Below are 22,688 nucleotides of genomic sequence, written 5' to 3'. Positions count from 1 at the left end.
CTGCTCATAGAGTTTTATGCGTTCGCATAAATCTCAGGCACGAGACCGTTGATTTATGCGTACGCGTAAGGAGGAGGCGCGACATGGAGCATCTTCTGGGTATCGACGCGGGCGGCTGGCTCGACAAGGGCGTGACGCTCGTCGTGGCGGTGGTCATAGCGTGGCTGATCGAGCGCTTCGTGATACGGCTCATGCACAAGCTGCTCGACGCCTCGAACCTGCCGAGCGCGTCGCTGTTCATCAACATCGCCCGTGCCGTCATCTGGGTGCTTGCGCTGCTCAGCGTCATGAGGCCGGTCTTTGGCGTGGACCCGGCGGGCTTTGTCGCCGCCCTCGGCGTGGTCTCCATCGCCGTCTCCCTGGGCATGCAGGACACGATCGCCAACATCGTCGGCGGCATCAGCCTCATGCTGAGCAAGGCCGTCCAGCCCGGGGACTACATCTCCGTGGGCGACGTCACCGGCGAGGTGACCGACGTCAACTGGCGCAGCACCACCGTGATGATGCGCGGCGGCGCCCAGGAGGTCATCCCCAACTCGGTGCTCTCCAAGACCGCGCTCACGCGCATCACGCCCTGGAGCGTGGGCTACTGCGGCGTTCCCATCGCGGTGGTGCCGGGCGCGGATCTCGACGCCGTGGCGGACGAGTGCTGCCGCGTTGCGGCGCGCGAGCTCGCCGACCTGCTCGACCCCGCCTTCGAGACCGACGTCGTCTTCACGGCCTTCACCGCCTACGGCACGCAGGGCGAGGTGCGCCTGCACGTGCGCCGCGACGTGGTCTGCTCCACGGCGCAGGACCGTCTTGCGCGGGCCCTCTCCGGCATGCCCTGGCTCGCCAGCGCGTTGTAGGGCATCCATAGGAGGTGCCCTTCAACGTTGTAGGCAGTTTTTGAGCAACCCCCTGAGTAGCGAGTTTTTCGCAAGTCCACTACCTGCAGTTTTTCTCTGCGAGTGATGGGCCTACTGGGGCCGCTTTCAAAAAACTGCCTACAACGGCACCGGGTCTACGCAGGAGCGTGGCATCGTGCAGGCTTGCGGACGCTAAACTGAAGCAAAGAACCGTTGAGAAGAGCCTCGTCACAGGGAGCCCCATGGAGAAGATTGCCAGCTTCACCGTCAACCACCTCGCGCTCGAGCCGGGCGTCTACGTGTCCCGCGTGGACGCGGACCCGGCCACCGGAGCCGTGGTAACCACCTTTGACCTGCGGCTCACCGCACCCAACCGCGAGCCCGTGATGGACACCGCGGCCGTCCACGCCATCGAGCACCTGGGCGCCACCTATCTGCGCAACAGCCCGGAATGGCGCGACCGCGTGGTCTACTTTGGCCCGATGGGCTGCCGCACGGGCTTCTACCTCATCCTCTTTGGCGAGCACACCTCTGTCGAGGTGGCGCCGCTCGTGCGTGAGACCTTCGAGTTCGTCCGCGACTTCGAGGGCGAGATTCCCGGCGCGCGCCCGGAGGAGTGCGGCAACTGGCACGACGCCGATCTCGCGCAGGCCCAGTGGTGGGCGCGCCGCTATGTCGCGGACACGCTGACGGACATCGACGAGGCGCACCTCGTCTACCCGCAGGACTAACGCCCTTCTCGTCAGACCGTCCATCTCCCGCACCTCAGCCGCTGACGTGCGGATTCTGGACGTTTTAGGCGAGAAAACCGTCCATTTCACGCACCTCAATCGTTAGCGTGCGGATTCTGGACACTCTGGGACGAGAAACCGTCCATTTCACGAACGGAAGGGGAGCACATGAAAATCGGGATCATCGGGGCCATGGACGTCGAGGTGGAGCACCTCAAGGCCGAGCTCGCGGACGCGCACGTGGAGCGCGTGGCCAGCACGGACTTCTGCTCGGGGCGCCTGGGCGAGAAGGACGTGGTCGTGGTCAAGTGCGGCGTCGGCAAGGTGAACGCCGGCATCTGCGCCCAGACCCTGGCCGACCACTTCGGCTGCACGCACCTTATCAACACGGGCATCGCCGGATCGCTCGACGCCGCCCGCCTCGACATCGGCGACCTCGTCGTGGCCACGGACTGCGTCCAGCACGACTTCACGGTGGAGGGGCTCGGCTACACCCCGGGTCTCATCCCCGGCCGCGAGCAGGTGGAGTTTGTCGCTGACGCGGCCCTGCGCGAGGCGGCGCTTACCGCTGCTTCCGCGGCGGCGCCCGAGGTCAACGTGCTCGCCGGCCGCGTGGCGTCGGGCGACCAGTTCGTCTGCCACGAGTCCACCCGTCGTCGCATCGTGGAGCAGTTCGGGGCCATGTGCTGCGAGATGGAGGGAGCCGCGATTGCCCAGGCGGCCGAGGCCAACGGGGTGCCCTTCGCCATCGTTCGCGCGATTTCCGACAAGCCGGGAACCGAGGGCCAGGCCATGGACTACGCCACCTTCGAGCGCGCCTCCGCCGAGCGCTGCGCCAAGATCGTCGAGCACATGGTCGCTGCCCTCTAGCCAACCTGACCGCCGACCCGAGCGCGCCATTGACATCCGGCGCTCGGACAGTCCTCGCCGCAAAGAGCGCGGCTGCGGAACTCGCGGCGGACGTCAACGGCGCGCTCGGGTCGGCTTATCTGCCTGTGCTTGCGGTCGTCGCGCAACAGGTTGAGCAGCGACGGGCGGGCCAACGTCCGTCGCGAGTTCTTGCCGCGCTCTCTGCGGCAAGCTGTTTGAGCGCCGGATGTTGGCCCGCCCGCTGCGGACAGGTATGGAATGGTAGAGCTACAGCCCCATCACGCCCATGCCCACGAGGGTGGGGCCGGTGTGGACGAGAAGGTCGGCGGAGAGCCCGGTCTGCAGGATCTCGACCGCGTTGCCGATGCGTTCGCGCAGGCGCCCCGCGAGCTCCTCGCGCAGCGCGGGGTCGTACGTGCAGACCGCCAGGCGCACCTGCGGCCAGCGCGCAGCCTGCTCGGCCACCAGCGAAATCTGCGTGTCGAGCGCGCGCTGCCACCCGCGGGCCTTCTTCTCAATGACATACTTGCCCTCAGGGCTGCAGGTGAGGACGGGCTTGATGTTGAGGACGGAGCCCACGCGGTAGACGGCCTCGCTGATGCGGCCGCCCTTGCGCAGGAAGTCGAGCTTCTGGACCGAGAAGAACACGCGCACGCGCTCGCTCACCGCCGTAAGGACGCTGCCCAGGCGGTCGAGCGGCATGCCCGCCTCGATCTGGCGCGCAGCCTCCATCACGACGAAGCCCGCCGCGATGCCGATGCTCTTGGTGTCCACCATGACCACCGGGAAGTCCTCCATCTGGCGCGCCACCATGCCGATGGTCTCGAACGTGGCCGAGAGGCCCGAGGAGATGGTCACCACGACGGCGCCCACGTAGCCGTCGCGCCGCGCCCGCTCGAAGGTGTCGCGGATCTTCATGGGGGAGGGCAGCGACGTGGTGGGGATCTCCTCGGCAAAGCGCTCGACGACCTCCTGCGCGGTGATGTCGACGCCGTTCTCGTACGTGGAGCCGTCGGAGTAGTTGATGCGCAGCGGCAGGACGCGAATGTCATGGGCGGCGACGAAGTCCGCCGGGGTGTCCGTGCCCGAGTCCGTGATGATGGCGATGCGCTGCTCGTTCATGACTCTGCTCTCCCTCGCGACGTGACGCTCGGCGCCACGGTGGGTATCATGTTGAACAGACTATAGCCCTTTCATATGGTTTTGAATACTAGATACTCCGCTTTTGAAGATATTACGGGGGTGGGCGGCATGGCAGACAAGACGAAGGCGCTGGTTCCTGTGCGCGTCACCGACGAGCGGCGCCGAGAGCTCGCCGAACGTCTGGGGTCGGTGCACATCTCGCGCATCCGTGAGATGCCTCGCATCGAGCTCTACCTCGATCAGCTGCTCACGCTCGTCTCCCAGGAGCTCGAGTTCATGCAGCTTCCCGGCGAGACGCTCGTGACGGGATCGATGGTCAACAACTACGTCAAGCAGGGGGTCATTCCGGCGCCGCGCAAGAAGCGCTATACCCGCCGGCACGTTGCGGCGCTGCTGTTTGTCTGCGCCCTCAAGCGCGTGTTCTCAATCGCGCAGGTGAGCCAGCTCGCGGCGCTCATCTGGGCCTCCGACCTCGACCTCGAGGCGCTCTACGACAGCTCCTGCGAGGCCCTCGAGCACGCGCTCGCCGCCTACGTGTCGCCGGGCGAGAAGGACGCGCGCCCCGTGCTCGAGCTGCGCGACCAGTCGGGCGACCCCGCCGCCCCCGAGCTCGCGTGGCTGCTCGGCGCCGCGACCGACGCCCTGGCGTCCAAGGTGGTCGTCGAGCAGACGCTGCTTCTCGGCGAGAAGGGGGAGTGAGCTCCGTGTCGCGCCCGGGTGCGATCTTCGACGAGCCGGCAGTCGTGAGGCGCCTGGAGCGCAGGAGCGCGCTCGCGGCGGTGACCGGCAGCTCCACCGTCGCCGCGGCGGTCATGGTGGCCGCGGCACTTCTCGCCCTGGTGGTGGCCAACACCCCGCTCTACGAGGGGGTCGAGCACGTCCTGGGGCTGCCGCTGATCGTGGGCGTGGGCCGGCTCGAGGTCTCGCTCACCGTCGAGCAGTTCGTGAACGACTTCCTCATGGCCGTCTTCTTCCTGCTCGTGGGTATCGAGCTCAAGTACGAGACCACGGTGGGCCAGCTCCGGCGCCCCCGCCAGGCGGCGCTTCCGATGCTCGCGGCGGTGGGCGGCGTCTGCATGCCGGCCCTGATCTACCTGGTCCTCAACTTGGGCGGGGAGGCGCGCGGCTGGGCGGTGCCCATCGCGACCGACATCGCCTTCGCGCTGGGCGTGGTGTCGCTGCTGGGCGACCGCATATCGCCTGCCACCAAGGTCTTCTTCCAGACGCTCGCCATCGCCGACGACATCCTCGCTATCGTGGTGATAGCCCTCTTCTACGGGCAGGTCCCGCAGCTGGGATGGTGCCTCGCGTCGCTCGCCCTCGTGGGCGTGCTCGCCGCGCTCAACCGCGCCCGCGTCTACTCCGTGGCGCCCTACGTGGCCGTGGGCCTGGTGCTCTGGGCGTGCATGTTCAACTCGGGGATTCACGCCACGCTCGCGGGCGTCATCCTCGCCTTCGCCCTTCCGAGCCGCTCCGACGTGCGCCTCTCCGAGCTCGGCGGCTGGCTCGAGCGGCGCGCCCACGACCTCGACGACACCTACGACGACGAGCATCACGTCCTCGGCCAGCACGACTTCACCGAGGGCGCCTGGCGCACCGAGCGCGTGATGCACCACGTCACGCCGCCGCTGCAGCGCATGGAGCGCTACGTCTCGGTCTTCGTGAACTTCCTCGTGCTGCCGCTGTTTGCCTTCGTCAACGCGGAGCTGCACCTGGTGGGGGAGAACTTCGGGGCGCTGCTCGCGAGCCCCGTCGCTCACGGCGTCTACCTCGGCGCCGTGGTGGGCAAGCCCCTGGGCATCATCGGCGTGACCTGGCTGCTCGTGCGCCTGGGTTTTGCGCGCCTGCCGCGCGGCATGAACTGGCCGCAGGTCGTGACCGTCGGCATCATGGGCGGCGTGGGCTTTACGATGTCGATCCTCATCACCGGCCTCGCGTTCTCGAGCCCGGAGGACGCGATCGCCGCCAAGTGCGCCATCCTGCTGGGGTCTGTGAGCTCGGCGCTTCTCGGCATCCTCTTCGCGCGGCTCGCCCTTCGCGCCGGAGAGCGGCCCGAGCGCCCCTCTCGGCGCCGTCGGGGGCGCCCACGCAATTAATGTCCGGTCCTAGGGGTATCCTAGTCCCATGACGTTTTGGGGGACGACGCCCGATTGGAGACTCGCATGAGTGGACTCAAGCGCCTATGCACGGTCGTCTTTGTGCTCGCCTGCGCCTTCGCGCTCGCGGCCTTTGCGCTCACGTGGTTTGGCCCGTGGACGGCCGAGGTCTCGGCGCTGTTCAACCTCGAGCCGTTCGCCCTCGCCGTGGTCGCGTGCCTCGCGGTGAGTGCGCTGGGCCTCCTGGTGCTGCTGGGGCGGGCCCTCTTCTCCCGTCGGACCGTCCGCACCGTCGAGATCGCCACGGTGGACGGCGGCGTCATCTCCGTCACGCGCGACGCCATCGCCGCGCAGGCCTCCCACATCGTCGAGGCGGACGGCACCTGCGACGCCGCGCGCGTGCGCGTGGACGCCAAGGCCCGCGGGCACATCCGCGTGCACGTGCGGGTGCTCCCGCACGAGACGGTGGACGTGGTCGCCAAGGGCGCCGAGCTGCACGAGGAGCTCATGGACGGCCTCGCCGCCGTGTGCGGCGACAAGGTCGAGGACGTGAGCCTGGAGTTCGTGGAGCCCGAGTCCGTCACGCTCGCCGGCGGGGACGAGGACGCCGAGCAGGCGGCCGAGGCTGCCGCCAGGCCGGCGCCCAAGGCCCCAACGCCCGACACAACGAGCGAGATCACGGTGTCCATGGGCGGCTCGCGCGAGCCCGAGAGGGAGGTGTAGGCAATGGCGGACGAGAAGACCCACAAGCCCAAGATCAACGTGGGCGAGAAGGACGCGGAGCGCCAGGAGGCGCCGGCCGCGGAGACCCCCGAGGCCAAGCCCGCCGCGAACGAGGGACGCCGCGTGGGTGACGCCCTGCGAAACGGCGTGGGCCTCGTCAGCGCTTGGGTGCGGAGAACCTTCCCGGGGCAGGAGAAGGCCTTCTGGGGCGCCATCCTGGGCCTGATCGCGGCGGTCGTGTTTCTCGCCGTGGGACCGTGGCCGCTTTTTGTGGTCGTGGTCTTTGTCTTTGTGGGCGTGGCCGCGGGGCAGGTCCTCGACGGCGACCCCAAGATCGTGAACACGTTGAGGCACCTCTTCAACCGGAACAGCCAGTAGCCATCGACGTCGCCGGGAAGTCCCGGCAGCAAGGAGCGGGACATGAGCAACACGACGAGCGACAAGGTCGAGCAGGTCACCCCGGAGCCGGAGGTCGCCTCCGATCAGACGACTCTTGCCGAGGTGACGGAGACGGGCACGGACATCGAGGCCTTCTCCGACGAGGAGGACCTCGACTCCGAGGACTCCCTGACCTTCTCCAACGGCGTCATCGAGAAGATCGTGGCCATCGCGATGCGCGAGGTCCCGGGCGTCGTGGGCATGAAGGGGACCTGGTTCAACCGCGTCCAGGACGCCTTTGGCGCGAGCGACTCCACCAAGGGCGTGACCGTCGAGGTCACCCCCGAGAGCGCAGTGCGCGTGAACATCTCCGTGCTCATCGAGTACGGCGCCTATGCGCCGCAGGTCTTCGAGGACGTCAAGAAGGCCGTGGTCAAGCAGGTCACGGGCATGACGGGCCTCGAGGTCGCGGGCGTCAACCTGCGCATCGAGGACGTCCTCACCCCCGAGGAGGTCGAGCAGCGCAGCCGTCGCGCTGCGGCCGCCTCCAAGAAGGAGGAGAAGGACGCCGCCGACGACGCCGAGTAGCTCTGGCTAGGGTTCTCTGCCAATTGGGGACGTGTTATTTCGTGCAGACGCTTTCCGTCTGCACGAAATAACACGTCCCCAATTGGCAGAGAACCCTACACCTCGTAGGGGGTGTCCTCGCCGGCGGCGAAGGCGAGCAGCGCCTCGATGTTGCTGCGCACCATGCCCTCGACGTCCTCGGCGGTGTAGAACGCCATGTGCGGTGTCACGACGACGTTGGGAAGCGCCATGAGGGCCGCCCGGTCGCGGCCCGCGAGCACGTCACGGCTGCGGTCGAGGTAGTAGAGCCCCGCCTCGTCCTCGATGGTGTCGAGCGCGGCCCCGCCCAGATGCCCGGACTCGAGCGCGTCGAGTAGCGCCGCCGTGTCCACGAGGCTGCCTCGCGCCGCGTTCACGAGTACCGCGCCCTCCCGCATGCGCGCGAGCTCGCCCGCGCCGATCATGTGACGGTTCTCGGGCAGGCCCGGCGCGTGCAGCGTCACCACGTCGGAGGCAGCGAGCAGCTCGGGCAGGCTCACGTACTCGACGAGCCCGGAGAGCTCGTCCTTTTCGACCGGGTCGCACGCGAGGACGCGGCAGCCAAAGCCCTGCAGCTCGCGGACCACGCATGAGCCGATGGCTCCGGTCCCCACCACGCCCACGGTGCAGCTTCCGAGCGACCGGCCGATCTTGCCCTCGAGCGAGAAGTCCTGCGCGGCGGCGCAGCGCTGGACGAACTTGACCCTGCGCAGCGCCATGAGCATCAGCATGATCGCGTAGTCGGCCACGCCCTCGGGCGGGTAGGCGGCGTGCGCCACGCGAATGCCCAGCTTGCGGGCGTGCTCCACGTCGATGTGGTCGTAGCCGATCGAGCGCGTGGCAATCCCGCGGATCCCGAGCGCGTGGTAGCGGTCGAGCAGCTCCGGCGTCATGGGGTTGGTGATGATGCACAGGGCGTCGGCGCCCTCTGCCAGGCCCGCGTTGTCGAGCGTGGGGTAGTCGGGCGTCCAGCCGTACTCAAAGCCCAGCTCATGGCTCAGCGCGTCGAGATAGCCCAGCTCGTCGTAGGGCCGAAGCGCATACGCAAAGATCCTCATGTCCCTCTCCCCGTTCTGTTAATTGGGGACAGTTCCCAATTCACAGGCCCAGTGTAGCAAGTGTGTCAATTGGGGACGTGTTATTTCGTGCAGACGGTTTGGGACAGGTCTCTGTTTGACCTGTCCCAAACCGTCTGCACGAAATAACACGTCCCCAATTGGCTGCTAGAATCGACGTGACTTCGACCAGAGGGGGAGCAATGCGCGACAGCGTGAGCATCGGCGCCGTGGAGGCCGCGGCGCGAGCCAACAACAAGCCCGGGCCGGACCACATGAACTGCGGTGAGTCCGTGATCGCGGCGCTCTGGGACGCCTTCGAGCCGGACTTCCCGCGCTCGGTCGTGGCGATGGGCGCCGGCATGGGCGCGGGCATCGGAGGCTCGGGCTGCGTCTGCGGGGCGCTCGCGGGCGCCGTCGCGTTTCTCGGCCTCATGGTGGGCACCAAGGAGCGCGCCAAGCCGCTCGCGGCCGAGCTGCACGACGCCTTCTGCGCGGGCACGGCAAAGCACGTGACCTGCTGCCGCGTGCTCACGCGTGGGATGGAGTGGTGGGGTGAGGAGCGCGTCTCCCAGTGCCAGTATCACTGCGCACTCGCGGCCGGCGCCGCGGCCCAGATCCTCTGCCGCGAGCTCGGCGTCCGCGCGGAGGCATAGAGCGCGCCGCCCTTGTCCCCTCACAGGGGGCGGGAATCGTGCACTGAGCCCGGCTACAGGGCGAGAAGGACCACGTAGGCAGCCACGGCCAGGCCCGCCACGAGACAGCACGCCTCGACGACGCCGTCCGTGCGGCAAAGACTGAGGCTGAGTCCGCGCCTCGCGGGCCAGAGCAGGCGCAGCCCCCGATGGGTGAGCGCATCGAGCGCGAGGTGGGAGGCCATGCCGGTCGCAACGGGCGCGGCGAGTGGCGGGCAGACGAGCCACGTCGCCGCGGCAAACCCGGCGAGCGCCGCGAGCGAGTGCGAGAAGCCGCGATGCGCCGAGAGCCGCGCCGCGCAGCCAAGGGCCACGAGAGCGATGGCGCCGGCGGCGACCGCGTCGAGCCCCGCCTCCGCCGCCCGACGCGCGAGCGGCCAGCCGGCGGCGGCCTCCGCCCCCAGGGCAAAGACGAGCAGGACAGCGCACCCCACGCGCGCGAGCCGCTCCTGCAGCGGGTGCGCGGTGTTTCTCACGTCGAGGTCGGGGAGCATGCCGCCGAGCGCCCCGCCCGCGGCGGCGCAGGCGAGTGCCGCCGGCGACGCAAGGCCCGGCCCAAGCGCCGACGCCGCGGCCAGCCCCGCCGCGGCCCCGACGATGACGTGCGTCTTCCCGGTCACGAGCGCTCCGTTCTTCTCGGCTTCCCATAAGGCATTGTTACGCATCGCGCGCCGGCCGAGAAGAGCTCGCCGCTGGGTCCGGCCGGCCGTGCTACACTACCAACCGACAACGGGGGGCTGGCGCACGCCGGCTGAGATTGGGCCCAGGAGATCGGACGCGCGTCCGAGAGCGGCCCTGACCCAGGAACCTGATCCGGGTAATGCCGGCGTAGGGAAGAGCTTCGCGCGCAACGAGGCACCTACGAGAGACGGGGTGCCTTGGGGCACCCGGAAGGGAGGGCGCGTGAACTGCTCGGTTGCGATTCAGTTCCTGCCCATGGACGCCACCACGGACGACGCCACGTGCGACGCGGTGGACGCGGTCATCGCCTACATCGACTCCACGGGGATCGACTACTTCGTCGGCCCCTTCGAGACGGCGATCGAGGGCGACTACGAGACCTGCATGGAGATCCTCAAGAACTGCCAGCTCGTGGGTGCCAAGGCGGGGTGCAAGCACATGATGTGCTACGCCAAGATCAACTATCGCCCCGACGGCGACGTCATGTCCACGGACCGCAAGGTCGGCAAGTACCACCCCGGCGACCCCGAGTTCGCCCCCAAGAGCGCGGACGCGGCGGCCTAGCATGGCGCGCTCCGTCGCCCGTCCCGAGCCCAGCCGCGCCCGTCGCGTCCTCACGCCGCTGCTGACCATCGTGGCCCTTCTTGCCCTGTGGCAGGCCGTGGTGGCGGTGGGCCTGGTTCCCAACTTCCTGCTGCCCACGCCGGTGCAGGTGGTCCAGGCCCTCGCCGAGGACGCGGCGCTGCTCGCGAGCCACTGCGTGACCACGCTCGCCGAGGCCGCGGCCGGCCTTGCCGCAGGCGTTGCCCTGGGGTTTGTCTTCGCGGTGCTCATGGACCGGTTCGAGTCCTTCTACCTGGCGTTCGAGCCGCTCATGACCATCTCCCAGACCATCCCGACCGTTGCCATCGCGCCGCTTCTGGTGCTGTGGCTCGGCTACGGCGCCCTGCCCAAGATCGTGCTCGTGATCATCTCGACGTTCTTCCCGATCACGGTCTCGCTGGCCTCGGGCTTTCGCTCGGTGGACCCGGACGTCGTCGACCTCATGCGCACCATGAACGCCTCGCGCTGGCAGATCTTCTGGTACGCCAAGCTGCCCGCCGCGGCCGACCAGTTCTTCAGCGGCCTCAAGATCTCCGCCACCTACGCCATCGTCGGCGCCGTCATCGCCGAGTGGCTCGGCGGCAACGAGGGACTGGGCGTCTACATGACGCGCGTCCGCAAGTCCTTCTCGTACGACCGCATGTTTGCCGCGATCATCGTCATCTCCGCCCTGTCGCTGGGCCTCATGAAGCTCGTGGAGCTTGCCCAGCGCGTGCTCATGCCCTGGAAGAGGGTCGAAAGGAACAACAATGAGCGATAAGAACCTCGCCAAGAACCTCAACCGCCGCCAGTTCGTCGCCGCCGGCGCCGCCGCGGCAAGCGTCGCCCTGGCCGCCTGCGACAACAACTCCGGCGTCGTCGAGGGCCCGGACGGCACGGCCTCCTCGAACGACAACGCCGGCGACGCCGAGAAGACCAAGATCTCCTTTGTCCTGGACTACACGCCCAACACCAACCACACGGGCATCTACGTGGCCCTCGACCAGGGCTACTTTGCCGACGAGGGTCTCGAGGTCGAGATCGTGCAGCCGCCCGCGGACGGCGCCGACGCCCTCATCGGGGCCGGCGGCGCGCAGATGGGCGTCTCCTACCAGGACTACATCGCCAACAACCTGGCCTCCGACCAGCCGATGCCCTACTCGGCCGTGGCCGCGATCATCCAGCACAACACCTCCGGCATCATGAGCCGCGAGGAAGACGGCATCACGCACCCGGCCGCCATGGAGGGCCACACCTACGCCACCTGGAACATGCCCGTCGAGCAGGCCACGGTCAAGCGCTGCGTGGAGGCCGACGGCGGCGACTGGTCCAAGGTCGAGCTCGTGCCGTACGAGGTCGATGACGAGGTTTCCGGCCTGCGCGCCAACATGTTCGACACCGTGTGGGTCTACGAGGCGTGGGCCGTCCAGAACGCCGTGGTCCAGGACTTCCCGTACAACTACTTCAGCTTCATCTCGGTGGACCCGGTCTTTGACTACTACACGCCGGTCATTGCCGCCAACGACGACTTCGCGGCTCAGAACCCCGAGGCCGTGAAGGCCTTCCTGCGCGCGGTCAAGAAGGGCTACGAGTACGCGGTGGACAACCCCGACGGCGCCGCGGACATCCTCTGCGCCCAGGTGCCCGAGCTCGACGCCGACCTCGTCCACCAGAGCCAGACCTTCCTGGCCGGCCAGTACACCGCCGAGGCCGAGAGCTGGGGCGTCATCGACCCCGAGCGCTGGGCCGCGTTCTACCAGTGGCTCAACGACAACGACCTCGTGGCCAACAAGCTCGACGTCAACGCCGGCTACGACCTCTCCTTCCTGGAGTAAGCATGGCAGAGGCTGGCGAGAAGCACGTGCGGGCAGTCGACGTGGCGAGCAGCCCCGCCGCGAGTTCCGCAGCCGCGCGTCCTGTGCGTGGCGAGGACTGTCCGAGCGCCGGGGCTGCTCGCCACGTCGACGGAGGGACGGGAACGCCTGCGCTCGAGGCGCGCGACCTGACGCTCTCCTGGGACGGCGAGCACATCGTCGTCCAGGGCGTGTCCGTTGACGTCGCGCCGGGCGAGGTCTGCTGCCTCGTGGGCCGCTCCGGCTGCGGAAAGACCACGATCCTGCATGCGCTCGCCGGCCTCACGACTCCTGTGTCCGGTCACGTCCTCCTGCATGGGGAGGACGTGACCGGACGTCCCGGTCGCGTGAGCTACATGCTCCAGAAGGACCTGCTGCTGCCGAGCCGCCGCATCATCGACAACGTGTGCTTGCCGCTCGTGCTCGCCGGCGCGAAGAAGGCGGAGGCCCGCGCGAAGGCGGCGCCGCTCTTCGAGCGCTTTGGCCTCGCGGGCTGCGAGCTCAAGTGGCCGAGCGAGCTCTCCGGCGGCATGCGCCAGCGCGCGGCGTTTTTGCGCACCTACCTCATGGGCGCGGACGTGACGCTGCTCGACGAGCCCTTCTCGGCGCTCGACGCCCTCACGCGCACGGACGTGCGTCGCTGGTTCGTGGGCGTGGCGGCCGAGCTTGGGCTCTCCGCCCTGGTGATCACGCACGACGTTGACGAGGCGGTCTCCATGGCGAGCCGCATCTACGTGCTCGCGGGCGCGCCGTCGGCGGGGGAGCCCAGTCACGTGGCGGGCGTCGTCGAGGTCAGCCGCGTCGAGAGCGAGCACTTCGAGCTCACCGACGAGTACCTCGCCGCCAAGCGCCAGGTCATGGCCCTGTTGGGGTAGGCCCCCTCGAATCACTGCCCTTTGAGGGTATGTACACCTCCCGACCCTTCGTTCTTCTCGCCCAAGCCTTTGACCTGCGGATATGCGAGAAGGACTTGGGGGTGGCGTGTGCATATCCTATCGGCTCGGCGCGCATGTCCCGGCGCGCGTCCGTGCCGTCCCCTCGGCGGTGTCATCTGCTCGTAAGGCTCCCGTAAGGCTCCCGCAAGGCCCTGCCCCGCAGAAGGGGGAGGGCTCGCCAACGGACGTATCGTGGTGCTACGGATATGTCCGAAGGGAGCAAGGTGGGCTCGAGAGCCAAGATATTGGTGGCAGGCGTGGTCCTCATCCTCGCCGCGGTCGTGGTGGCAGGCGCCATCGCGCTCGGCCCGGGCGCGGAGGCCGGGGGCGAGTCGGCGGCGCATGACGCGTCCGACGCCCAGGGCCAGCAGCTCACCGTGGTCCACGGTGTCATCGGCTCGGAGAAGGAGTCGCTCTTCAGCGACCCCGAGGCCCAGGCGATCTTCAACAGCTACGGTCTTGACGTGCAGGTCACGACCTCGGGATCGTGGGCCATGGCTGAGCGCGCCGGCATCGAGGAGTCCGACTTCGCCTCCCCCTCCTCCGAGATCTCCGCCGCCCACCTCGTCGACGTCCATGGCGGCGCGGTGCTCTCCACCACGCGACCGTTCTACTCGCCGCTCGCCGTCGCGACGGGCGACGCGGTACTCTCGGTCCTCGAGCAAAACGGCATCGCAGAGCGGCGCGACGGCGTCTGGTATCTCGACATGGCTGCCTATCTTGACGCCGTCGCAAACGGCCGTCGTTGGACGGACCTCGCCGGGTCGGACGCCTACCCCTCGAGTCGCAACGTCATGATCACCACCACCGACGTGCGCTCCTCCAACTCGGCCCTCATGTACCTCAGTCTCTCGAGCTACGTGCTCAACGGCTACGCCGTAATCACGAGCGAGGACGCCGCCCGCCAGCAGGCAACCGACTCGCTCGCCAGGCTCTTCCTCGACCAGGGCTACTCGCAGTCGTCCTCGTCGGGCCCGTGGGAGTCCTTCCTCTCCAAGGGCCCCATGAACCAGCCGCTGACCCTCATCTACGAGAGCCAATACCTCGAGGCCCAGATGAACGAGCCCTCGCGCGTGACCTCCTCCATGAGGATCTGCTACCCCGCGCCCACGATCTTCTCGGACCACGTGGTCGTGGCCTTCTCCGAGGCTGGTCAGAAGGTCCAGGACGTGCTCGAGAACGACCCCGACATGGCACGTGTCATAGCGCGTCACGGTTTCCGCGTGAACGGTGCGAACTCCGCCGCGTTCTCCGAGCAGGTGGGCGCAGCCGGTCTCACCGGCTACGCCGCCGACGGCACCTTCATCGACGCCGCCCAGGCGCCCAGCTACGAGGTGGCAGACGTGATGCTCCAGACCATCGAGGCGCTGTACTAGCGCAGGAGGGGAACCGCCATGACAGCTGTCGTCGCGCACTCGCGCTCTCGCGCGCTCGCCGTTCTTCTCGCCCTGGTCTGCGCGCTCGTCTGCGCCGTGGCGCTGCCCGCGTGCTCGCGCGATGAGGCCGCCGAGCCCGCGCCCGACGACGCCCGGGAGCAGCCGGCGACCAATCCCGATCCCAGCTCCGACCCTGAGGCCGACCCCGACGTCGCCGGCACGACCCTGCGGGTCCTCGCCGGCTCCGAGATCAAGGACATGCTGCCCATCCTCGAGGACGCGCAGGCGGAGCTGGGCATTACCGTGGAGCTCACCTACCAGGGCACGCTCGACGGCACCGAGACGGTCATGGCCGGCGAGGGCGACTTCGACGCAACGTGGTTCCCCTCCAACGCCTACATGACGCTCTTTGACGAGAAGAGCGCGCTGGTCTCGGAGGAGGCCTCGATCATGCGCACGCCGGTGGTCCTCGGCGTCAAGCGCGACCGTGCGGCGGAGCTGGGCTGGGACGAGAAGAGCCCCACCTGGGCGGAGGTCGTGGACGCGGCGGCGTCGGGGGAGTTTGCCTACGGCATGTCGAGTCCGGTGTCGTCAAACAGCGGCTTCTCTGCGCTCGTCGAGCTGGCGACGGCGATCTCGGGCACGGGGGCCGCGATCACGGCCGCCGACGTCGACGTCGTGGCCTCCGACCTCACGCGCTTTGCGCAGGGCCAGGCGCTCACGAGCGGCTCCTCGGGCTGGCTCATGGAGGCCTACGACAAGGACTCCTCAGCCGTCGACGGCGTCTTCAACTACGAGTCGCTCATCCTGCAGGATCCCGACCTCGTCGAGGTGATCCCGCAAGACGGCGTCATCACGGCCGACTATCCGCTTACGTTGCTCTCCGGCCGGGGCGAGAAGGTCGAGGCGGCTTACGGCGCGCTGGTGGACTACCTGCGTCGCGACGACGTCCAGCAGCGCATCGCCGACGAGACGCACCGCCGCACGGACGCTACCACGCCCGACGACGAGCGGATGGTCTTCGAGATTCCCTTTCCCAACCGGCTTGCGACGGTGCGCGCCCTGCTCTCCAGCTGGGTCTCTGAGGTGCGCAAGCCCGCAAACATGGTCTTCCAGATCGACACCTCGGGCTCCATGGGCGGCGAGCGCCTCGATGCCCTCAAGGCAGCCCTGCTCTCGCTCACCGAGACGGGTGCGGACGGCACCGCGGCGCTGCTCACCTTCCAGCCGCGCGAGATGATTCGCTTTGTGGAGTTTGCCTCCGGAATAAAAAGCGAGAAGGACCTCGTGGTGGGGGAGGACGGGAACCTCGCCGACGTGAGCTCCTACGTGAACGACCTCTCCGCGCTCGGCGGCACGGCGCTCTACGGCACGCTCCAGCACGCGCTCGAGCTGGCGGCGCAGACCCGCGCGGACGACAACGTGACCTCCGTCGTGCTCTTCTCGGACGGCGAGAACACCGACGCCCCGGGCATTGACGGCTTTGCGCAGTGGTACGAGGCCAACGAGGCGGTGCAGGGCATCCCCGTCTACGCGATTCTGTTTGGCGAGGCGAGCGCCGACGAGATGGGCCGCCTCGCCGAGCTCACGGGCGGCCGCGTCTTCGACGCGGGCGACGGCGACCTCACGGCCGCCTTCAAGGAGATTCGCGGCTATCTGTAAAAACGGGACAGGTTTTCTGCACATTGGGGACGTGTTTTTTCGTTCAGACAAAAAGGGACAGGCCATCAGGCTCGAGAGGGGGGGCGAATGCAAGGAGACAAGGCACTGGTGACGGGCGTCGCGGTGACGGTCTTTGTTGTCTTTGCTGCCTCCGCGGTCCTTCTCGCCTCGACCCTTGTCTCGCAGCTTGCTCTCGTCGTGGCAGGCGCTGCCATGTCCGCGGGCTCCTGGATGCTGCTGACCTCGCTCAACATGCCAAAGCACGTGGCCGCCATCGACCTCGACGCGCTCGTGGGAGCCGACCCCACGCTCAAGGAATCCGCGCAGGCCGTGAACGACATGGCGGCGCGCATCGAGGCAGCGTGCGAGGCAGACGAGCCGCGTGGCATTTCCGCCGAGGCCGAGCGTCTGCGTACCGTGGTGGGCTCGATGGCCGAGCTCGTGGAGCTGCCCGAGTTCACGACCGCAGGCGCCGAGGAGGACCGCCACCTCGTGCTCTCGCTCGCGACGTCCTGGCTGCCCGGAGCGTGGGAGCAGCTTGTGACCAACGTACGCTACCTCGGCTTTGGCGGGCGCGCCAGCAATCGCGCGCGCAGAAACGTCACGGCTCTCGACGAGCAATGCGCTGACGTCGCCGGAGCGCTCGACCGCATGCGCACGGGCATCGTCGAGGGTGCCTCGACGCAGATAGAGACGGGCTCCGACTACCTGCGGCAGCGCCTGGGGCACCGCCCGAGCGAGCTCTCCCTGGGCGAGCCGACCGATGAACTGTCGTAATCGACGGAACGATTCGACACAAGGATAGGAGACCACCATGGCACACGATCTTCTCGACGCCCCCGACGACAGCTTCGACCTGGAGGTGACGCCGGCGCCGGAGCCCGTCAAGACCGAGGGCGCCCTCGCGCAGGTACCCGCGCCGAGCTCCGAGGAGCTGCTGCGCCTGAGCGGCAACGCAAGTTCCTGGGTCTCCCGCGTGGCCGCTCTGCCGCCTCAGAGCCTGGAGTTCAAGCAGGAGGTCGACGCGATCTTTGAGGTGGGGTCCGACGCCTTCCGAGAGACCGCCAGCACCTCAAGCCGCTTCCTCGAGCAGTCCCTGGCCACGTCCAAGAGCGGCGGCACGCAGGAGCAGGTCTCCAAGAGCCTCGTCGACCTGCGCAACGAGGTCGACGAGCTCGCTCCCGGAGAGGACACCTTCGCCGAGCGCCTGCTCGGCGCGCTGCCCTTTGCCAGCCGCGTGAAGCGCTACTTCAAGCGCTACGAGTCCAACCAGAAGCAGCTCAACGCCATCCTCCTCTCGCTCAACAAGGGGCAGGACCTGCTGCGCAGGGACAACGCCGCCCTCAACGTGGAGCGCCGCAGCCTCTGGGGCAACCTGGGCACCCTCAAGCGCGCCTACGAGCTGCTGACCAACATCGACGACGAGCTGGTGGCGCGCATCGACCGCGAGCGCGCGGCGGGCAACGTCGAGCTGGCGTCCTCGCTCGAGAGGGACGCCCTCTTCGCCGTGCGGCAGCGCCGCCAGGACGTGCAGACGCAGGCGGCCGTGACCATCCAGGCCTACCTCTCGATGGGCATTATCCAGCAGAACAACGACCAGCTCGTGCGCGGCGTCGAGCGCGCCAAGACCACCACGGTGACGGCGCTGCGCACCGCCGTGATCGTGGCGCAGTCGCTCGAGAACCAAAAGCTCGTGCTCGACCAGATCGACGCCGTCAACAAGACCACGGACGCCATGATCGACCGCACGAGCAAGCTTCTTCAGGAGAACTCCCTGCGCACGCAGCAGCAGGCCGTCTCGAGCGGCGTCTCCCCCGAGACGCTGCGGCGTGCCTACGATGCGGTCTTCTCCACGCTCGACAGCATCGATAAGTTCCGCGAGCAGGCCAACGAGTCCTTCTCCAAGACGATTGACGTGCTGAACGACCAGCTCGAGCGCGCCCGGACCTACGCCGAGCGCATGAACCGAGACGGCGAGGGCGGCTCGACGGAGTAGCGCGAGAGGGTCAGCCCGCGCAGACGAGCTCGACGCCGGCGGCCTCGAGCTCTGCGCGCGCCTCGTCGCTCACGTGGGCGTCGGTGATCACGGCGAGGTCCTTCTCGCCTAGGGAAAGCGGCACGGTGCCGTGGCGGCTGAACTTCTCGCTCTCCGTGAGCAGGACGACGCGCTCGGCGTGCGAGGCCATGTCGCGCACGGCCTGGGCGCGCATCTGGTCGCTGTTGGTGAAGCCGGTGCGCGGGGAGAAGCCGTCCGTTCCGGCGAAGAGCAGGTCGACGTAGAACCCCTCGACGCACGAGCGCACCATCGGGCCCACCATGACCTGGGAGTCCTTCTGGTAGATGCCGCCGAGCAGCACGGTCTGAACGCTCGCGGCGTCGCGCACGTAGCCCGCTATGAAGGCGCTGTTGGTGACGACCGTGACCTCGCGGCCGGACGCGGCGAGCTCGGCCACGAGCAGCGCGCAGCAGCTTCCGCTCTCCACCATGATGGTGTCGCCGTCGCGCACGAGCTCCGCGGCCCGCCGGGCGATGCGTCGCTTCTCCTCATAGTGGTAGGCGAGGCGACCCTCGACGTTGTCGGCGCTGCGCAGCACCGCGAAGCCGTGCTCGCGGCGGATGAGGCCGCGCCGCTCGAGTTCTGTGAGGTCCTTGCGCATGGTGACCTGCGAGACGCCGAGCTCCTCGGCCAGAGCCGAGACCTCCACGCGCTCGCGCTCGGTCAGGATCTCCAGGATGCGGTTGGTACGTGCGGGCATGACGGCTCCTTCGATTGACTATTCGAAAGTATAGCCGTCTTTTGCGCTTTCGAACGAAAACAGCAACACACGAGCCAAATGACGCATCTCGCACGACGCCCATTTTGAACCACAAAAGGTGGTCAAAAACAGGTGTCATGCGAGGTTGCCCTCAAGCCACCCTAGAAGAACGCGTCGATTCCCGTGTCCTCGTACGCCTGGCGGAACTCCTCGAGGTCCTCCTCGTGCAGGTTGGTGAGCCCGTGAAGGCGATAGTCGCGGCCTAGGAGGTCGTACTTGCTCTCGCCGAGGTTGTGGAAGGGGAGGAGCTGCACGCGCGTGGCGCCCACCTCGTGCAGGCGCTCGGCGAAGCGGCGCGCGTCCTCGACGGAGTCGTTGAAGCCGGGGATGACGGGCGTGCGCACGAGCACGTCGACGCCGCGCTCGATGGCGGCGCGCGTGTTGGCGAGGATGAGGTCGTTTCCCACGCCCGTGCCCTCGCGATGCGCGGCCGCGTCCCAGTGCTTCATGTCGATGTAGGCGTGGTCGAGCAGCGCGCACACGCGCTCGAAGTCGCGCGCGGGCACGTGCGCCGTGGTCTCCACGTTGGTGTCCACGCCCGCCTCGCGCAGGCGCCCCAGCAGCTCGACGCAGAAGTCCGGCCAGGTGAGCGGCTCGCCGCCCGAGAGCGTCACTCCGCCCCCGCTCTGCTGGTAGAAGGGCTCGTCCTGCATGCACTCCTCGAAGACGTCCTCCACCGTGCGCGTGCGGCCCGCCACCGTGAGCGCGCGCCCCGGGCAGCCCGCGACCGCGGCCGCCGCCTCGACCGAGCTCGCGTCCACGGCACGCACGTCGACGTGGCGCCTGTCCTCCGGGCCCGCGGCGGCCGCGCCCGGGCACGCGGCGAGGCACGCCCGACAGCCCACGCAGCTCTTCTCGTTCCATTCCAGCTGCGGCGCGCGTGCCTGGCTCTCGGGGTTGGAGCACCAGTAGCAGTGCAGCGGGCAGCCCTTGAGAAAGACCACGGTGCGGATGCCCGGGCCGTCGTCGAGGCTGAACTTCTGGACGTTGAAGACGGTGGCGGACTGCATGGCGGGCTCCTCCTGGGCGGACTGGCGGCAAGCGGCTCTTCTCGGCAGCTCAATGGTAGTAAACTTACGAACGAAAGTAAATACAATTGCGAACGTTGACACACCGCCCGCACGCTGCTATAAGTATGACAAAGCCAGAAGGCGTCCCAGGAGAAGGGGAGTTGCAGATGTCCCAGACCAACAGCAGCCACTTCGGAGAGCTCACGCCCCGCATGCAGGCCTTCCGCGAGGAGATGCTCGACGAGAAGCCCTACGTCGACGCCGAGCGCGCGGTGCTGGCAACGGAGGCCTACAAGGCGTGCCAGAACCAGCCCAACGTCATGAAGCGCGCTCTCATGCTCGAGAAGATCCTCGACAACATGACGGTCTACATCGAGGATAAGACCCTCATCGTGGGCAACCAGGCCACCAAGAACCGCAACGCCCCGGTCTTTCCCGAGTACACGATGGAGTTCGTCCTGAACGAGCTCGACACCTTCGAGAAGCGCGACGGCGACGTCTTCTACATCACCGATCAGACCAAGCAGCAGCTCCGCGACCTCGCGCCCTTCTGGGAGAACAACAACCTGCGCTCCCGCGGCGAGGCCCTGCTGCCCGACGAGGTCAAGGTCTACATGGAGACCGGCCTGTTTGGCATGGAGGGCAAGCTCAACGCCGGCGACGCCCACCTGGCCGTGAACTACGCCCGCGTGCTCTCGGACGGCCTCGCCGGCTACGAGGAGCGCGTCCGCGCGTGCCGCGCCGCCCTCGACCTCACCGACCCCGCCTCCATCGACAAGAACGTCTTCTACAAGGCCGTCCTCGTGGTGATCTCCGCGGTGCGCCGCTTTGCCGCTCGCTACGCCGCGCTCGCCCGCGAGATGGCGGAGACCGAGAAGGACGAGGCGCGCGCCGCCGAGCTGCTCCAGATCGCGAAGACCTGCGAGCGCGTGCCCTACGAGCCCGCCCGCTCCTTCCGCGAGGCCGTGCAGTCCGTCTGGTTCATCCAGCTCATCCTGCAGATCGAGTCCAACGGCCACAGCCTCTCCTACGGACGCTTCGACCAGTACATGTTCCCGTACTACGAGGCCGACGTCGCCTCCGGCGCCATCACGCGCGACGAGGCGCTCGAGCTGCTCACGTGCCTCTGGATCAAGACGCTCTCGGTCAACAAGGTCCGCAGCCAGGCGCACACCCTCTCCTCCGCCGGCAGCCCCATGTACCAAAACGTCACCATCGGCGGCCAGACCACGGACAAGAAGGACGCCGTCAACGACCTCTCCTTCCTCGTGCTGCAGTCCGTGGCGCAGACCCGCCTCACCCAGCCCAACCTCACGGTGCGCTACCACGCGGGGCTCAACAAGGAGTTCTACGACGAGTGCATCGAGGTCATGAAGCTCGGCTTTGGCATGCCCGCCCTCAACAACGACGAGGTCATCATCCCGTCCTTCATCAAGTGGGGCGTGGCCGAGGAGGACGCCTACAACTACTCCGCCATCGGCTGCGTGGAGACGGCTGTCCCGGGCAAGTGGGGCTACCGCTGCACGGGCATGAGCTACGTGAACTTCCCGCGCATGCTGCTCGTGGTGATGAACGACGGCGTGGACATGACCACCGGCAAGCGCTTTGCCAAGGGCTACGGCTCCTTCAAGGACATGAAGAGCTACGACGAGCTCATGGAGGCCTGGGACAAGACCATCCGCGAGATTACCCGCGCGAGCGTCATCGTGGAGAACGCCATCGACCTGGCCTCCGAGCGCGACGTGCCGGACATTCTCTGCTCCGCGCTCACCGACGACTGCATCGGCCGCGGCAAGACCATCAAGGAGGGCGGGGCGGTCTACGACTTCATCTCCGGCCTGCAGGTGGGCATCGCCAACATGGCCGACTCGCTCGCCGCGATCAAGAAGCTCGTCTTTGACGAGAAGCGCATCACGCCGGCCGAGCTCTGGGCCGCGCTCGAGGACGACTTCACCTCGCCGGAGAGCCAGCGCATCCAGTCCATGCTCGTGAACGACGCGCCCAAGTACGGCAACGACGACGACTCCGTGGACCAGCTCGTGGTGGATGCCTACCAGTCCTACATCGACGAGATCGCCAAGTACCCCAACACGCGCCACGGCCGCGGGCCCATCGGCGGCATCCGCTACGCCGGCACCTCCTCGATCAGCGCCAACGTGGGCCAGGGCATGGGCACCATGGCCACGCCCGACGGCCGCCGCGCCCACGAGCCGCTTGCCGAGGGCTGCAGCCCCGCGCACAACGCCGACACCCACGGTCCCACGGCGGTCTTCAAGTCCGTCTCCAAGCTCCCCACCGAGAAGATCACGGGCGGCGTGCTGCTCAACCAGAAGATGGCGCCCACGATGCTCGCCTCCGAGCGCAACAAGCAGAAGCTCGAGCTGCTCATCTCCACGTTCTTCGACCGCCTTCACGGCTACCACGTGCAGTACAACATCGTGAGCCGAGAGACCCTGCTCGACGCGCAGGCCCACCCCGAGAAGCATAAGGACCTGATCGTCCGCGTGGCAGGCTACTCCGCCTTCTTCAACGTGCTCTCCCGCGCCACCCAGGACGACATCATCGCCCGCACCGAGCAGACCCTGTAGGATACGAAGGGACGGTCCCTTTGTCTCATCCGGCAAAGCG

The 22,688-nt window shown here is 67.9% G+C and carries 23 protein-coding genes and 1 riboswitch; of the genes, 18 read left to right on the top strand and 5 right to left on the bottom strand.

The window, feature by feature from the left end; all coding sequences use genetic code 11:
- The first annotated feature begins 83 nt into the window (after positions 1–83).
- From B5F85_RS06565 to B5F85_RS06555, 3 genes are all read left to right on the top strand, one after another.
- Entirely contained in the window at positions 84–848 is a 765-nt protein-coding gene (locus tag B5F85_RS06565) for a mechanosensitive ion channel domain-containing protein (protein ID WP_087315588.1), read from the top strand.
- A 242-nt stretch (positions 849–1,090) separates the two neighbouring features.
- On the top strand, positions 1,091–1,579 hold the full coding sequence (locus tag B5F85_RS06560) for an S-ribosylhomocysteine lyase (protein WP_087315586.1): 489 nt from the start codon (positions 1,091–1,093) through the stop codon (positions 1,577–1,579).
- A 168-nt stretch (positions 1,580–1,747) separates the two neighbouring features.
- The gene (locus B5F85_RS06555) at positions 1,748–2,449 is read left to right on the top strand and encodes a 5'-methylthioadenosine/adenosylhomocysteine nucleosidase (RefSeq protein ID WP_087315584.1); all 702 of its coding nucleotides are present in this window, start codon (positions 1,748–1,750) and stop codon (positions 2,447–2,449) included.
- 267 nt (positions 2,450–2,716) lie between these two features.
- Here B5F85_RS06555 and B5F85_RS06550 read toward each other — a convergent pair whose 3' ends face one another.
- Complete coding sequence (locus B5F85_RS06550) at positions 2,717–3,571, bottom strand: DegV family protein (RefSeq protein WP_087315582.1); 855 nt, start codon at positions 3,569–3,571, stop codon at positions 2,717–2,719.
- A gap of 129 nt (positions 3,572–3,700) precedes the next feature.
- Between B5F85_RS06550 and B5F85_RS06545 the strand changes: the two genes are divergently transcribed.
- The 5 genes from B5F85_RS06545 to B5F85_RS06525 all read left to right on the top strand — a co-directional run bounded on the left by B5F85_RS06545 (position 3,701) and on the right by B5F85_RS06525 (position 7,377).
- Complete coding sequence (locus tag B5F85_RS06545) at positions 3,701–4,291, top strand: DUF1836 domain-containing protein (RefSeq protein ID WP_158094571.1); 591 nt, start codon at positions 3,701–3,703, stop codon at positions 4,289–4,291.
- A complete protein-coding gene (gene nhaA / locus B5F85_RS06540; protein ID WP_239386745.1) occupies positions 4,288–5,688 on the top strand; it encodes a Na+/H+ antiporter NhaA in 1,401 nt (466 codons plus the stop codon). The genes B5F85_RS06545 and nhaA overlap by 4 nt, the downstream gene beginning before the upstream one ends.
- A gap of 66 nt (positions 5,689–5,754) precedes the next feature.
- Positions 5,755–6,411, top strand: a complete 657-nt coding sequence (gene amaP / locus B5F85_RS06535; RefSeq protein ID WP_087315578.1) for an alkaline shock response membrane anchor protein AmaP — start codon at positions 5,755–5,757, stop codon at positions 6,409–6,411.
- A gap of 3 nt (positions 6,412–6,414) precedes the next feature.
- A complete protein-coding gene (locus tag B5F85_RS06530; protein ID WP_087315576.1) occupies positions 6,415–6,789 on the top strand; it encodes a DUF2273 domain-containing protein in 375 nt (124 codons plus the stop codon).
- Between the two features lie 42 nt (positions 6,790–6,831).
- On the top strand, positions 6,832–7,377 hold the full coding sequence (locus B5F85_RS06525) for an Asp23/Gls24 family envelope stress response protein (protein ID WP_087315574.1): 546 nt from the start codon (positions 6,832–6,834) through the stop codon (positions 7,375–7,377).
- Between the two features lie 95 nt (positions 7,378–7,472).
- Here the strand turns inward: B5F85_RS06525 and B5F85_RS06520 are convergent, their stop codons facing one another.
- The gene (locus B5F85_RS06520; protein ID WP_087315572.1) at positions 7,473–8,453 is read right to left on the bottom strand and encodes a D-isomer specific 2-hydroxyacid dehydrogenase family protein; all 981 of its coding nucleotides are present in this window, start codon (positions 8,451–8,453) and stop codon (positions 7,473–7,475) included.
- 200 nt (positions 8,454–8,653) lie between these two features.
- Between B5F85_RS06520 and B5F85_RS06515 the strand changes: the two genes are divergently transcribed.
- Positions 8,654–9,106 carry a C-GCAxxG-C-C family protein gene (locus B5F85_RS06515; protein ID WP_087315570.1) on the top strand — a complete coding sequence of 151 codons (453 nt, stop codon included), beginning with the start codon at positions 8,654–8,656 and terminating at the stop codon, positions 9,104–9,106.
- A 53-nt stretch (positions 9,107–9,159) separates the two neighbouring features.
- Here the strand turns inward: B5F85_RS06515 and B5F85_RS06510 are convergent, their stop codons facing one another.
- Entirely contained in the window at positions 9,160–9,765 is a 606-nt protein-coding gene (locus B5F85_RS06510; RefSeq protein ID WP_158094570.1) for a metal-dependent hydrolase, read from the bottom strand.
- Positions 9,766–9,866: 101 nt separating this feature from the next.
- Positions 9,867–9,997, top strand: a riboswitch (TPP riboswitch).
- Positions 9,998–10,048: 51 nt separating this feature from the next.
- On the opposite strand from B5F85_RS06510, the gene B5F85_RS06505 reads away from it, so the two are divergent.
- From B5F85_RS06505 to B5F85_RS06470, 8 genes are all read left to right on the top strand, one after another.
- Positions 10,049–10,390, top strand: a complete 342-nt coding sequence (locus tag B5F85_RS06505) for a thiamine-binding protein (protein WP_087315566.1) — start codon at positions 10,049–10,051, stop codon at positions 10,388–10,390.
- A 1-nt stretch (position 10,391) separates the two neighbouring features.
- Positions 10,392–11,189 carry an ABC transporter permease gene (locus tag B5F85_RS06500; protein WP_087315564.1) on the top strand — a complete coding sequence of 266 codons (798 nt, stop codon included), beginning with the start codon at positions 10,392–10,394 and terminating at the stop codon, positions 11,187–11,189.
- A complete protein-coding gene (locus B5F85_RS06495; protein ID WP_087315562.1) occupies positions 11,179–12,243 on the top strand; it encodes an ABC transporter substrate-binding protein in 1,065 nt (354 codons plus the stop codon). Before B5F85_RS06500 ends, B5F85_RS06495 begins: the two co-directional genes overlap by 11 nt.
- Before the next feature lie 2 nt (positions 12,244–12,245).
- Positions 12,246–13,136 (top strand): ATP-binding cassette domain-containing protein, encoded by an 891-nt coding sequence (locus B5F85_RS06490; RefSeq protein WP_087315561.1) that lies wholly within the window; start codon positions 12,246–12,248, stop codon positions 13,134–13,136.
- Between the two features lie 284 nt (positions 13,137–13,420).
- On the top strand, positions 13,421–14,572 hold the full coding sequence (locus tag B5F85_RS06485) for a hypothetical protein (protein WP_143786147.1): 1,152 nt from the start codon (positions 13,421–13,423) through the stop codon (positions 14,570–14,572).
- 18 nt (positions 14,573–14,590) lie between these two features.
- Positions 14,591–16,234 carry a VWA domain-containing protein gene (locus B5F85_RS06480; protein WP_087315557.1) on the top strand — a complete coding sequence of 548 codons (1,644 nt, stop codon included), beginning with the start codon at positions 14,591–14,593 and terminating at the stop codon, positions 16,232–16,234.
- A gap of 87 nt (positions 16,235–16,321) precedes the next feature.
- Positions 16,322–17,011: a hypothetical protein gene (locus B5F85_RS06475; RefSeq protein WP_087315555.1), complete on the top strand. Its 690-nt coding sequence runs from the start codon at positions 16,322–16,324 to the stop codon at positions 17,009–17,011.
- A 37-nt stretch (positions 17,012–17,048) separates the two neighbouring features.
- Positions 17,049–18,230 carry a toxic anion resistance protein gene (locus B5F85_RS06470; RefSeq protein WP_087315553.1) on the top strand — a complete coding sequence of 394 codons (1,182 nt, stop codon included), beginning with the start codon at positions 17,049–17,051 and terminating at the stop codon, positions 18,228–18,230.
- A gap of 10 nt (positions 18,231–18,240) precedes the next feature.
- Here B5F85_RS06470 and B5F85_RS06465 read toward each other — a convergent pair whose 3' ends face one another.
- Together B5F85_RS06465 and B5F85_RS06460 are read right to left on the bottom strand one after the other, a co-directional pair.
- The gene (locus tag B5F85_RS06465) at positions 18,241–18,990 is read right to left on the bottom strand and encodes a DeoR/GlpR family DNA-binding transcription regulator (RefSeq protein ID WP_087315551.1); all 750 of its coding nucleotides are present in this window, start codon (positions 18,988–18,990) and stop codon (positions 18,241–18,243) included.
- A 161-nt stretch (positions 18,991–19,151) separates the two neighbouring features.
- Complete coding sequence (locus B5F85_RS06460) at positions 19,152–20,060, bottom strand: glycyl-radical enzyme activating protein (protein WP_087315549.1); 909 nt, start codon at positions 20,058–20,060, stop codon at positions 19,152–19,154.
- Positions 20,061–20,227: 167 nt separating this feature from the next.
- Between B5F85_RS06460 and B5F85_RS06455 the strand changes: the two genes are divergently transcribed.
- Positions 20,228–22,648, top strand: a complete 2,421-nt coding sequence (locus tag B5F85_RS06455) for a glycyl radical protein (protein ID WP_087315548.1) — start codon at positions 20,228–20,230, stop codon at positions 22,646–22,648.
- Positions 22,649–22,688 lie beyond the last annotated feature (40 nt).

It is taken from the genome of Olsenella sp. An293, assembly GCF_002159495.1.
Lineage (GTDB): Bacteria > Actinomycetota > Coriobacteriia > Coriobacteriales > Atopobiaceae > Thermophilibacter.
This window is presented reverse-complemented; position numbering and strand designations above follow the sequence as displayed.